This is a genomic window from Phyllobacterium myrsinacearum (genome assembly GCF_002980555.1).
GTDB classification, from domain to species: Bacteria; Pseudomonadota; Alphaproteobacteria; order Rhizobiales; family Rhizobiaceae; genus Phyllobacterium; species Phyllobacterium myrsinacearum.
Window position 1 is genome coordinate 317,781 of record NZ_PVBT01000007.1, and the last position, 12,139, is coordinate 329,919.

Here is a 12,139-nt window from a genome sequence, read left to right on the forward strand (position 1 = left end):
ATGCTGCCCTCGCAAGGGCTTGGCATCAAAGTGTGCGGGTAATGTGTTCGACGCGGAACGCTTCGATCGTATCGCCTGCGCGAATATCGTCGTAATTCTCGAACGCCATACCGCATTCCTGACCCGCAGGCACTTCGGACACTTCGTCCTTGAAGCGCTTGAGCGTCTTGAGCTTGCCTTCGTGAATGACAACGTTGTCGCGGATGAGGCGCACGCCCGCACCACGTTCGACCTTGCCTTCCGTGACGCGGCAACCTGCAACCTTGCCGACCTTGGTAATGTTGAAGACTTCGAGGATCTCCGCATTGCCGAGGAAGGTTTCGCGGCGTTCCGGCGACAGCAGGCCGGACATGGCTGCCTTCACGTCATCCACCAGATCGTAGATGATGTTGTAGTAGCGGATCTCGATGCCTTCACGCTCAGCCAGGTCACGCGCCTGCTTGTTGGCACGCACGTTGAAGCCGATGATCGCAGCATTGGAGGCTTCGGCAAGAGCAATATCGCTCTCGGTGATGCCGCCAGCACCCGAATGGATGATGCGAGCCCGGACTTCGTCGGTTCCAAGCTTGTCCAGTGCGCCGGCAATGGCTTCGATGGAACCCTGCACGTCGCCCTTGATGAGCAGCGGGAATTCCTTCAGGCCGGTGACCTGCAGCTGGCTCATCATCTGTTCGAGCGAGCCGCGCGATCCAGCCTGACGGGCCACTGCCTTTTCACGGGCAAGACGCGTGCGGTACTCGGAAATCTCGCGGGCCTTGGCTTCGTTTTCCACCACGGCAAAGCGATCGCCAGCCTGTGGCGGGCCCTGAAGACCCAGAACCTCGACCGGCGTTGCCGGACCGACTTCCTTGACCGTTTCACCGCGATCATTGACGAGGGCGCGGACACGGCCCCATTCGCTGCCGGCAACAATGATGTCACCCGGACGCAATGTGCCCTTCTGGACGAGAACGGTTGCAACCGAACCGCGGCCCCGGTCGAGCTTGGCTTCGATAACCACGCCTTCGGCCGTCCGCGAAGGATCGGCCTTCAGGTCGAGAATTTCCGCCTGGAGCAGAATGGTTTCGAGCAGCTTGTCGAGGCCCGCACCGGTTTTCGCCGACACTTCCACGTCGAGCGTTTCACCGCCCATCGATTCCACGAAGACTTCGTGCTGCAACAGGCCATTGCGGACCTTTTGCGGATCGGCGGATGGCTTGTCGATCTTGTTGATCGCCACGATGATCGGAACACCCGCTGCCTTGGCATGGTTGATCGATTCAATGGTCTGCGGCATCACGCTGTCATCGGCGGCAACGACAAGGATAGCGATATCCGTTGCCTGTGCACCGCGGGCGCGCATCGCCGTAAAGGCGGCGTGACCCGGCGTATCGATGAAGGTGATCTTGTGACCATTCTGCTCGACCTGGTAGGCGCCAATATGCTGGGTGATGCCACCGGCTTCACCGGACACAACGTTGGCCTTGCGGATGGCGTCGAGCAGCGATGTCTTGCCGTGATCGACGTGACCCATGATCGTGACAACAGGCGGACGGGATTCGAACGCGCCTTCGTCGTCCTGCACGTTGAAGATACCTTCTTCAACGTCGGATTCCGCAACGCGGCGAACCGTATGACCGAATTCTTCGGCAATCAGCTGAGCCGTGTCGGCGTCGATCAGATCGCCGGGCTTCATCATCTGGCCTTCCTTCATCAGGAACTTGATGACGTCGACCGAACGCTCGGCCATACGCTGTGCAAGCTCCTGAATGGTGATGGTCTCCGGCAGAATGACTTCACGTGCGATTTTCTCGCGGGTATCCTGCTGCATGCCGCGCTTGAACTTTTCCTGACGGCGGCGCATCGCGGACAGTGAACGGCTGCGGCCTTCATCGTTCAATGCCGTGCCCAGGGTGAGCTTGCCGCGACGGCGCTCATCTTCCCCTTTGACGACCTTGGGCGTGCGCACTTCCGGCTTGACCGGAGCAGCGCTGCTGCCACGGCGGGCACCTGCAGGACCACGACGTTCTTCTTCTTCGTCAGCGGCAGCCTTGCGCACCGGACCCTTCGGCGCAGTGGTTTCTTCGGCCGCTTTCGCGGTGTCAGGCTGGCGCTTGCGGGCTTCTTCTTCCGAACGCTGCTTGGCTTCAGCTTCCTTGCGCAGGCGCTCTTCTTCTTCGGCCTGGCGGCGGGCGGATTCTTCGCGCTCCTTGGCACGCAAAGCATCTTCCTCTGCACGGCGCGCAGCTTCGACAGCCGCACGCGCACGATCTTCCGCATCACGAACTTTTGAACCCTCAAGTGCCTTGCGGCGGGCTTCAAGCTCGGCTGACGACAATGTGTTCAGCACCATGCCCGAACGGTCGTTCGGACGCGATGAACGGTAAGGCTGCTGGGCAGGCCGCTGCGAATGCGCCGGAGCAGCGGGACGCGCGCTCGCGGACGCAGAACCAGCCGATGCACCTTGCGCAGGAGCCGCCGGACGCGGCGCTGGCGCAGGCGCAGCACTTGGTGTTGCCGCCTGTACGGGTGCAGGGGCCGGCTGGGGAGCCGCCGGGCGCACAACCGGTGCAGAAGGAGCAGGTGCCGCAGATGCTGGCGCCGGTGTTGCCGGTGCAGGCGCAGCAGGAGGCGTTACCTCCGGCTTCTGATCCGGAAGGCTAAACTTGCGCTTCTTGGTTTCAACGACAACAGACTTCGTGCGGCCATGACTGAAATTCTGACGCACAGTACTCTGTTCAACGCCAGGCCGCTTCAGGGTCAGGGTCTTTTTATTGACGCCAAGCGTCTTGTCGTCTGTCGATTTTGTATCGCTCATTCCGTTTCCGTTTCCTTCGCGGCAGATGCCGCTTTAGCGTCGGCCAGATCCGTACGGCCATCGCGAAAATGCTGTAGCAGCCAAGCTCGCTCGACGAACCCGGCAGCTGCCTTCCCCTTGAGTACGGCAGCATGTATCACATTTACCCCGCCTAATGCCAAATCCATTTCACTGCTTTCGAACAATGAAAGGGCGGGAATTTCCGGTCCGCCGGCATAAACTACCGAACGGCGGGCCTGGTCAAGCTTGCGGACGCCATCTTCGGCGGCTTCACGGGCATGAAGAACCAGCGCTGCGGTGCCGTTGCGGATAGCGGAGTCCACTTTTGCGGCCCCTGTTACCACAACACCGGCCTTGCGCGCCAACCCAAAACTGCCAAGCGCGAATTTTACCAGCATCTGATCGACAACCAACCCGAAATCATCCGGGACAGTCACATTGGTTTTCAATGCACGCGGAAAGAGCTTTCGCTTGACCGCTTCATCAATATAACGCCGCTGGGCCTTCACCCAACACCCCCGCCCGGGAAGATTGCGCTTCAAATCAGCGACAACCGCCCCGTCCGGGCTTGCGACAAACCGGATCATGTCATCGACAGAACCGCCTTCGCGCGTGACAATGCATGTCCTGTCATTCATTTCCGGTTCCACGTACAAAGGTCTCTCGCTCTCAGCCAGCGACCTCTTCGTCCGGCACTTCATCCGTTTCAACGGCAACCAGATCGTCTTCGGTGATCCAGCCGGCCTTGAGACGCGCGGTCAGAACCATCTGTTCCGCATCGGTACGGCTGACTTCGAAGGCCGAGAGAATGCCGGAATGGTTGATTGTCTCACCATCCTTGCGCTCACGCCAGCCGGTCAGTTCATCCACCGCATAACCGGCGAAATCTTCAACCGTCTTGACACCGTCTTCGCCAACGGCAACCAGAATGGCATTCGTCATGCCAGGCAGATCGCGCAGCTCATCCGAAACACCCAGTTCCTTGCGGCGGGCATCGCGTTCAGCTTCGATGCGGCCGAGATATTCCTGGGCGCGCTGCTGGATTTCGCTCGCCGTCTCCTCATCGAAACCATCGATGGAGGAAATTTCATCGCCATCCACATAGGCGATTTCCTCGACGCTGGCAAAACCTTCCGATGCAAGAACCTGACCGACCATCTCGTCGACATCAAGCGCTTCCATGAACAGGTTGGAGCGTTCGACGAATTCCTTCTGACGGCGCTCGGATTCTTCCTGTTCGGTTAGGATATCGATATCCCAGCCCGTCAGCTGCGATGCAAGGCGCACATTCTGGCCGCGGCGGCCGATTGCCAGGGATAGCTGGTCATCCGGAACCACAACTTCAATACGTTCCGCATCTTCATCAAGCACAACCTTGGCGACTTCCGCCGGCTGCAGCGCATTGACGATGAAGGACGCCGGTTCCGGCGACCACGGAATAATGTCGATCTTTTCGCCCTGGAGTTCGCCGACAACCGCCTGAACGCGTGAACCGCGCATACCAACGCAGGCACCGACAGGATCGATCGAGGAATCACGCGAAATCACGGCAATCTTGGCGCGGGAACCCGGATCACGGGCAACCGACTTGATTTCAATGATGCCGTCGTAAATCTCAGGCACTTCCATGGTGAACAGCTTCGCCATGAACTGCGGATGGGTGCGGCTCAGGAAAATCTGCGGGCCGCGCTGTTCACGGCGCACGTCATAGACATAGGCCCGAACGCGGTCACCGTAGCGGAATGTCTCGCGCGGGATCAGTTCGTCGCGGCGCACAATCGCCTCGCCACGGCCGAGATCAACGATCACATTGCCGTATTCAACGCGCTTGACGCTGCCGTTGATGATTTCACCGACACGGTCCTTGTATTCGTCATACTGGCGGTCACGCTCGGCTTCACGCACCTTCTGCACGATAACCTGCTTGGCGGACTGGGCGGCAATACGGCCGAAATCCATCGGCGGCAGCTGATCGGCAAGGAAATCGCCGGGCTGCGCATCGGGATTGCGGTCGCGCGCGGCATCCATGCTGATCTGCGTCACCGGGTCTTCGACATCTTCGACGACTTCCAGCAGGCGCTGCAGCTTGATCTCGCCTGTCTTGGCATTGATATCGGCGCGGATATTGGTTTCCTGACCGTAACGCGAACGCGCGGCTTTCTGAATGGCATCGGCCATTGCCGCAATCACGATCTCGCGGTCAATCGACTTCTCGCGGGCCACCGCATCGGCGATCTGCAGAAGTTCTAGCCTGTTTGCACTGACTGCCATGTCTTTCTCCTTGAAATTCCCCTTGAGGGTTCATCGCACCGCTTCTCCCGCGGCGTATGAAGATCAGTCCTGTTTTGTCTGTTCCCGCTCAGCGGATTCGGTGTCGTCAGGCGATGCAGCGCCCTCCTCGGGAATCCGTCCTTCGCGTAAGTCCTTGTCGCGGCGCAAAGCATCGCGAATAAGATCGTCCGTCAAAATGAGCCGTGCATCCGAGATCAACTCGAATGGCACCTCAATCACAGGCTCATCACCATAACTCGCCTGATCGCTTTCTATCGTGACACTGTCATCGGTAACAGCAGCGATGCGGCCGCGAAATTTCTTGCGTCCGTTCAAAACGGCAGAGGTATCCACTTTGACGATATGACCGGACCACGTGTTGAAATCCGACTTGCGCACCAGCGGGCGATCGATACCCGGCGATGATACTTCCAGATGATAGTGACGGTCGATGGGGTCTTCCACATCGAGAACCGGCGACATCGTCCGGCTGACCAGTTCGCAATCCTCGACGGTCATGGTGCCATCGAAGCGTTCAGTCATGATCTGCAAGGTCAGGCCGTTCAGTCCGGAAAGCCGAACACGCACAAGGCGGAAACCAATGGATTCCAGCACTGGCTCGATAATACCGGCAATACGGGCATCGACGCCCGTCTCGGTGATAATGCGCTCTTCATGCGCGGTTGTTTCAACCGCCTGGTGTTCTGTTTTGGTGCCGTCTGTCACGCAGAATTTTCCCTGTTTCGGCCCCAAGAAACAAAAAAGAGCGGGACCTGTGTGGACCCACCCCTGTTCTATCGACCAAGAATATGACTTCTATATATCGAAATGAGGGGAGAGTTTCAAGCTCTGTGACGAATTTCTGCGCGTCTGCAGCAGTTCTGCGATTTCAGCGCCGCATGCAGCCGCACATACCGCTTCCCGCCTGGCAAGAGCCGGCCGTTCAACCTGCGATATGCCGAGCTGGTCAAAAATCATCCAGACAAACGGATTCAGGCTTTTATAAGGGCCGAAAATGCCGAATTCATGCTGCCGCAATGCATTTTCGCATGGCTGCCGTGCGCTGCAGGACCTAACCCTTTCGAGTTAACTCGCCTATCTATGCTGCATCGCAACATAACTGCGAAAGGAATGAGCCATGACCAAGAGACATATGCCTTACAAGATCAGCCGCTTTCTCAACGTATTCGGCAGTGCCGTTGCTGTTGCTTCTGCAACACGCCTCGGTCATCAGCCGATCCCGTCGGATCTGCGCAATCTTGGCATTGACCCTGTTCAGTTCAGCACAATCCACCGGAATTAATATCCCGGTGGACTGGGCTGATCGCTGATCAGTCTTCGTTTGCGGCAAGCTGCGACAGCACCTTGCCTTTGCCCCGTGCCCGCAAGATCAGTGGCACGACCACGGCACAGACCGCCAAAACAAGCAGAATGATCGCAATGGGCGACCCGACCAGCACGGTAACGTCGCCCTGGCTGATAGCCAGCGCACGGCGCAATTGCTGCTCGGCCATCGGCCCAAGGATCAGGCCGACCACAACCGGCGCAATCGGATAACCGAACCGGCGCAGAATATACCCCATGACACCGAATGCCAGCAGCATGCCAAGCTCGAATGTCGACGGGTTGGCGCCGATGGTGCCAAGCGTGGCGAACACGAGAATCCCGGCATAGAGCCAGTGCCTCGGAATGGACAGCAAGCGCACCCAGAGCCCGATCATCGGCAGGTTCAGCACCAGCAGCATGAAATTGGCAACGAGAAGGCTGGCTATGAGCCCCCAGACAATCTGTGGGTTCGTGGCAAACAGCAGCGGTCCGGGCTGCAGACCGAATTGCTGGAAACCGGCCAGCATGATGGCTGCGGTTGCCGTGGTCGGCAACCCAAGCGTCAGAAGCGGAACCAGCGTTCCGGCGGCCGACGCATTGTTGGCAGCTTCCGGACCTGCAACACCTTCAATGGCGCCATGGCCGAATTCCTCCGGTTTCTTCGCCAGCTGCTTCTCCACCGAATAGGACAGGAATGTGCCGATCTCGGCGCCGCCCGCCGGCATCGCGCCGATGGGAAAACCGATGATCGTGCCGCGCAGCCATGGTTTCCACGACCGCGACCAGTCTTCCCTGTTCATCCACACCGATCCCTTGACCGGCTCGATCTTTTCATCCCCGCCGTAACGGGCAGCCGCGACGCTGAGGGTCTCGCCGATTGCAAACAGGGCGACGGCAAGGGTGGTGACCTCCACGCCATCCAGCAGGTCGGGAATACCGAACGCCAGCCGCGCCTGCCCCGTCTGCAGGTCGATGCCAACCAATCCAAGGGCAAGGCCGAGAAAGAGCGCCGTCAGCCCGCGCAGGGTTGAATCACCGAAGGCGGCAGATACCGTCATGAATGCCAGGATCATCAGGGCAAAATACTCGGCCGGGCCGAACGACAGCGCAAATTTGACGATTGTCGGCGCAATCAGCGCGAGCCCAAGCGTTGCAATCAGACCGGCAACAAAGGAGCCGATGGCGGCCGTTGCCAGCGCAGGCCCTCCGCGCCCGGCCCGGGCCATCTTGTTGCCTTCCAGCGCCGTGACGATGGAAGCGCTTTCCCCCGGCGTGTTCAAAAGGATCGACGTGGTCGATCCCCCATACATGCCGCCATAGTAAATACCGGCAAACATGATGAGTGAGCCCGCCGGGTCAAGCTTGTAGGTGACCGGCAAGAGCAGCGCCACCGTCAGCGCCGGCCCGATGCCGGGCAGAACGCCGACAGCGGTACCGAGCGTGACGCCGACGAGCGCATAAAACAGGTTCATCGGCTCCAACGCGACCAGAAAGCCGTGGGCGAGGAGTGTAAATGTATCCATGGCTGTGATGCCTTTTAAATGAGGTGCTCAAGCGGCCCGGCAGGAAGCGACAGTTGCAGCCCCTTGGCGAAAATGATCCAGACGACGAAAGACAGGACGATCCCGATTGGAATGGTCATCCACAGCGGCCTTTTGCCAAAACCGCGGGCTGTCGCTGCAAACAATATGCCGGTTGCGATGGAAAAGCCGACCGTGTTCAGGAGCAGCATCTGTGCGGCAAGCCCGCCGACAATCCAGATGACAGGGCCAAATTCCTGCGCTTCGCGCTCGGGGAAATCCCCGCGCCAGGCTTCAATGCCGGTCCAGACGGACAACACGAAAAGACAGCCGGATATGGCGTAGGGAAACGCGCCGGGGCCGATGCGCGTGGTGCTTCCACCGTGGGCAGTCGCAGTGCTGTAGACGATAACAGCTGCAACCAGAGCGAGAACGACGGCTATGACAAGCGCCGCCCTGTCAGGGCGGCGCGTTGCGGATGTAGACACGGTGTTTGTCATTTTACCAGGCCGATATCTTTCAGGATTGCCGATGTTGCTTCGGTATCCTTCGCCAGCTGCGTCTTGAACGCATCACCGGCAAGATAGGTATCGGCCCAACCCTTGGTGGCAAGCTGATCCTGCCACGCCTTCGACTTCACCATCTTCTCGACATCGGCGCTGATGGCAGCTTCCTGCTCCTTGGAAATGCCGGGGGCCGCAGCAACCATGCGCCAGTTCTGGATCGCTACGTCAACGCCGCCTTCCTTGAATGTCGGCGCATCAACGCCTTCGACCTTCGCATCGCTGGAAATACCGATGATGCGCAGCGTGCCAGCCTTGATCTGCGATTCGAATTCACCATAGCCGGAAATCCCGACCGTCACCTGATTGCCGAGAATGGCAGCCAGCGCTTCACCGCCACCGGAGAAAGCGATGTAATTGACCTTGGTCGGATCAACCCCCGCCGCCTTGGCGATCAGGCCGGCGGTGATGTGATCCGTCCCGCCAGCCGAGCCGCCGCCCCAGGATACGGAACCCGGATCGGACTTCAGCTTTTCCACAAGATCGGCCATGCTCTTGATCGGCGACGAGGCGGGGACAACCAGTGCTTCGAACTCACCGGTCAGGCGGGCAATGGGGGTAACCTGGCTAAGATTGACTGGCGACGCGTTGGTCAGGATGGCGCCGACCATGACGTAACCGCCAACGATCAGCTGCGCCGGATCGCCTTTCGCCGAATTGGCAAACTGGGCAAGACCAATGGTGCCGCCAGCGCCGGGAACATTGACCACCTGAACGCTTCCGGAAATCTTCTCATCCTGCAGCACGGACTGGATGGTGCGGGCGGTCTGATCCCAGCCGCCACCAGGGGCAGCAGGTGCCATGATCTTGTAATCGGCAGCAAAGGCCGAACCCGACACAATCATCGCGCCGGCAGCAGCGAAAGCAAGCAACATTTTACGCATTGTAGAAATCCTCCCGTGACAGCATTCCGCCGTCTGTTTTTGCTGGATCTTTGAAGAAGCCGGGAGGCGGCAACAGTCAAAGCCATGAATTGACGCCAAGCGCGCAATTCAACGTATACCCATAAACTATAGGACAGCCTCCCAGCGGTCTCCTCATGCTCAGATTGACAGGAGAAAACTGTCTGGAAGCTGTCACGTATCGGGGAAGACCGGCCAATATCAGCCGGATTGGCGCATCAGCAGCGTGAAAAAGTCAGGTAAGCGCCGACACGCCCTTCGCGATGCGCTTTCTGCTCATAGCGGGTGCCGGGCCAGGCCTCATAGGGCGTATGCCAGTCGGCGGATGTTTCAGCCTGCCAGGCGAACGCGCCATGAGCGCGGCAATGCTGCAATGTCCAGTTGACGTAAGTATCGATATCCGATGCAAAACGGAACGGGCTGCCCGGCTTCAGCACACGGGCAAAACGGTCCAGGTTCTTCTGGCTGACGAAACGGCGCTTCCAATGTTTCTTTTTCGGCCAAGGGTCCGGATAAAACAGATCGATACCATCGAGTGACGCGTCCGGCAGCCAGTCCAGGACCTGCGTTGCGTCATCGTCATACAGGCGGATATTCTGCAGGGGATTTTCATGCAGGTCGACGACGAGCTTTGCCATGCTGTTGACGAAGGGCTCGACGCCGATAAAACCGGATTTGGGAAACCGGGCAGCTTCATGCAGCAGATGTTCGCCGCCGCCAAAGCCGATTTCCAGCCGGACCTTGTCGACCTCCGCAGTAAAAAGACTGCGAAGGTCGCTGGGTGCAGGTTCCGACAGATCCAGTTTCAGCAGCGGCAGCAACTCGTCACGGATTGAGCGTTGCAGGGGCCGCAGCGTCTTGCCATTGCGTCTGCCGAAAAAAGCTTCCGTTGAACGCTCGCGCCTGGGCTCTTCTGTATCTGTCATCATCATCAATCACACCGGCCGCTTACGCAGCCAGCGCACTCTTCAACTGCTTGGCCAAATCGGTCTTTTCCCAGGAGAACGAGCCGTCACGACCGGGCTTACGGCCAAAATGGCCATAGGCGGAGGTCTTGGCGTAGATCGGCTTGTTCAGGTCAAGATGCTTGCGGATACCCGTCGGCGAAAGGTCCATGACCTTGCGCAGGGCAGCTTCCACGGCATCTTCATTCACCTTGCCTGTCCCGTGCAGGTCAACATAGACAGACAATGGCTGGGCTACGCCGATGGCATAGGACAGCTGGATCGTGCAGCGATCGGCAAAGCCGGCCGCAACAACATTCTTGGCGAGGTAGCGTGCCGCATAGGCAGCCGAGCGGTCAACCTTGGTGGTGTCCTTGCCGGAGAACGCGCCGCCGCCATGGGGAGCCGCGCCACCATAGGTGTCCACGATGATCTTGCGGCCTGTCAGGCCTGCGTCACCATCCGGTCCGCCGATGACAAACTTGCCGGTCGGGTTGATGTACCAGACGCAATTGTCGGCAATCTTGAGATCGCCCAGCGCTTCACGGATGTAGGGTTCAACGACCTTGCGAACCTTCTTGGAATCCCAGCTGGCATCCAGATGCTGTGTGGAAAGAACGATCTGGGTTGCTTCCGCCGCAACACCATCGACGTAACGAACCGTCACCTGGCTCTTGGCATCCGGGCCAAGCCGTCCGGCCTCGCCTTCGCCCTTGTGGCGGGCAGCCGCGAGAAGTTCAAGGATCTTGTGCGAATAATAGATCGGAGCCGGCATCAGGTCCGGTGTTTCGCGGCAGGCATAACCGAACATGATGCCCTGGTCGCCCGCGCCTTCTTCGCCCTGACGGTCAGACGCATTGTCGACGCCCTGTGCGATGTCGGCTGATTGCGGATGCAACAGCACATCGATTTTCGCTGTCTTCCAGCTGAACCCGTCCTGCTCATACCCAATATCGCGGATCGCGCGGCGTGCGGCAGCGCGGAAGCGTGAGGGATTGATGACCGGATGACCCTTGGCGTCGTGAACCACGGCGCCGTTCTTGTCTTTCTTGAGCAGCGTGTCGGGGACACGCACCTCACCGGCAATAACGACCCGGTTGGTCGTTGCCAAGGTTTCGCAAGCAATACGCACCGTCCACGGGTCAACGCCCGTTTTCTTTGCTTCCTTATAAATCATGTCGACGATTTCATCGGAAATGCGGTCGCAAACCTTATCTGGATGACCTTCCGATACAGACTCACTGGTAAAAAGATAGGAACTGCGTGTCACGGGAAACCCCTCTTGAAACAAACGTGCACTCATTCCACGGGAAATGAGCCTGCGTAGTGTTTGCCAAGGTCCAAGGATTCAGTCAATTGCTTTCGTTTTCAAACAAACAGCATTGGGAGAATTTTTCTGCTGTTTGAGCGGAAAGACCGGCAGTCCGGCAGAATTCAGCCTTCGGGATCTTCCTCGTGGCTCAATGTCCTGACCAGATCGAGAATCTTGCGGCGGATCTTCGGATCGCCGATTTTGGCGAATGCGCGTGCAAGCTGAATTCCCTCGGAGCTGTTGAGAAAGCCCACAACATATGTGTTGTCGCTTTCTTCCTCAAACCCCGGCACCTTCTCCGGCTGATCAGGCATATCGTCAAAGAAAAACGTGACGGGAACATTGAGAACGTTACCAATCGCTTGCAGACGGCTGGTACCGACCCGGTTGACACCCTTCTCGTATTTTTGAATTTGCTGAAATGTAATTCCCAGGCTATCGCCTAGTCGTTCCTGACTGAGGCCAACCATATTCCGGCGCAGACGGATTCGGGCGCCCACGTGG

At 58.7% G+C, this 12,139-nt stretch carries 11 protein-coding genes; 1 reads left to right on the forward strand and 10 read right to left on the reverse strand.

Features of this window, described 5'->3' with window-relative positions:
• Positions 1–25 precede the first annotated feature (25 nt).
• The 4 genes from infB to rimP all read right to left on the reverse strand — a co-directional run bounded on the left by infB (position 26) and on the right by rimP (position 5,794).
• Entirely contained in the window at positions 26–2,797 is a 2,772-nt protein-coding gene (gene infB / locus C5750_RS21940) for a translation initiation factor IF-2 (protein WP_105736708.1), read from the reverse strand.
• Complete coding sequence (locus tag C5750_RS21945; protein WP_105736710.1) at positions 2,794–3,435, reverse strand: RNA-binding protein; 642 nt, start codon at positions 3,433–3,435, stop codon at positions 2,794–2,796. Before C5750_RS21945 ends, infB begins: the two co-directional genes overlap by 4 nt.
• Before the next feature lie 31 nt (positions 3,436–3,466).
• On the reverse strand, positions 3,467–5,068 hold the full coding sequence (gene nusA / locus C5750_RS21950) for a transcription termination factor NusA (protein ID WP_105736712.1): 1,602 nt from the start codon (positions 5,066–5,068) through the stop codon (positions 3,467–3,469).
• A 63-nt stretch (positions 5,069–5,131) separates the two neighbouring features.
• Positions 5,132–5,794, reverse strand: coding sequence for a ribosome maturation factor RimP (gene rimP / locus C5750_RS21955; protein ID WP_105736714.1), 663 nt, complete (start codon positions 5,792–5,794; stop codon positions 5,132–5,134).
• 412 nt (positions 5,795–6,206) lie between these two features.
• Here rimP and C5750_RS26665 point away from each other — a divergent pair, with 412 nt between their 5' ends.
• A complete protein-coding gene (locus C5750_RS26665; protein WP_165403430.1) occupies positions 6,207–6,371 on the forward strand; it encodes a hypothetical protein in 165 nt (54 codons plus the stop codon).
• A 28-nt stretch (positions 6,372–6,399) separates the two neighbouring features.
• On the opposite strand, the gene C5750_RS21965 is transcribed toward C5750_RS26665, so the two are convergent.
• The 6 genes from C5750_RS21965 to C5750_RS21990 all read right to left on the reverse strand — a co-directional run.
• The gene (locus C5750_RS21965; protein WP_105736718.1) at positions 6,400–7,917 is read right to left on the reverse strand and encodes a tripartite tricarboxylate transporter permease; all 1,518 of its coding nucleotides are present in this window, start codon (positions 7,915–7,917) and stop codon (positions 6,400–6,402) included.
• A 14-nt stretch (positions 7,918–7,931) separates the two neighbouring features.
• Entirely contained in the window at positions 7,932–8,414 is a 483-nt protein-coding gene (locus C5750_RS21970) for a tripartite tricarboxylate transporter TctB family protein (RefSeq protein WP_105736720.1), read from the reverse strand.
• A complete protein-coding gene (locus C5750_RS21975) occupies positions 8,411–9,361 on the reverse strand; it encodes a Bug family tripartite tricarboxylate transporter substrate binding protein (protein WP_105736722.1) in 951 nt (316 codons plus the stop codon). Before C5750_RS21975 ends, C5750_RS21970 begins: the two co-directional genes overlap by 4 nt.
• Positions 9,362–9,597: 236 nt before the next feature.
• Positions 9,598–10,305 (reverse strand): tRNA (guanine(46)-N(7))-methyltransferase TrmB, encoded by a 708-nt coding sequence (trmB, locus tag C5750_RS21980; RefSeq protein ID WP_105736805.1) that lies wholly within the window; start codon positions 10,303–10,305, stop codon positions 9,598–9,600.
• A 22-nt stretch (positions 10,306–10,327) separates the two neighbouring features.
• The gene (metK, locus tag C5750_RS21985; protein ID WP_199537979.1) at positions 10,328–11,593 is read right to left on the reverse strand and encodes a methionine adenosyltransferase; all 1,266 of its coding nucleotides are present in this window, start codon (positions 11,591–11,593) and stop codon (positions 10,328–10,330) included.
• 164 nt (positions 11,594–11,757) lie between these two features.
• On the reverse strand, positions 11,758–12,139 hold a 382-nt coding region (locus C5750_RS21990; protein ID WP_105736807.1), incomplete at its 5' end, for a helix-turn-helix domain-containing protein.

Excerpts from the sequence above, each read along its gene's own strand:
- infB (WP_105736708.1), bottom strand. The coding sequence starts at position 2,797 with ATGAGCGATACAAAATCGACAGACGACAAGACGCTTGGCGTCAATAAA.
- C5750_RS21945 (WP_105736710.1), bottom strand. The coding sequence starts at position 3,435 with ATGAATGACAGGACATGCATTGTCACGCGCGAAGGCGGTTCTGTCGAT.
- nusA (WP_105736712.1), bottom strand. The coding sequence starts at position 5,068 with ATGGCAGTCAGTGCAAACAGGCTAGAACTTCTGCAGATCGCCGATGCG.
- C5750_RS26665 (WP_165403430.1), top strand. The coding sequence starts at position 6,207 with ATGACCAAGAGACATATGCCTTACAAGATCAGCCGCTTTCTCAACGTA.
- C5750_RS21965 (WP_105736718.1), bottom strand. The coding sequence starts at position 7,917 with ATGGATACATTTACACTCCTCGCCCACGGCTTTCTGGTCGCGTTGGAG.
- C5750_RS21970 (WP_105736720.1), bottom strand. The coding sequence starts at position 8,414 with ATGACAAACACCGTGTCTACATCCGCAACGCGCCGCCCTGACAGGGCG.
- C5750_RS21975 (WP_105736722.1), bottom strand. The coding sequence starts at position 9,361 with ATGCGTAAAATGTTGCTTGCTTTCGCTGCTGCCGGCGCGATGATTGTG.
- trmB (WP_105736805.1), bottom strand. The coding sequence starts at position 10,305 with ATGACAGATACAGAAGAGCCCAGGCGCGAGCGTTCAACGGAAGCTTTT.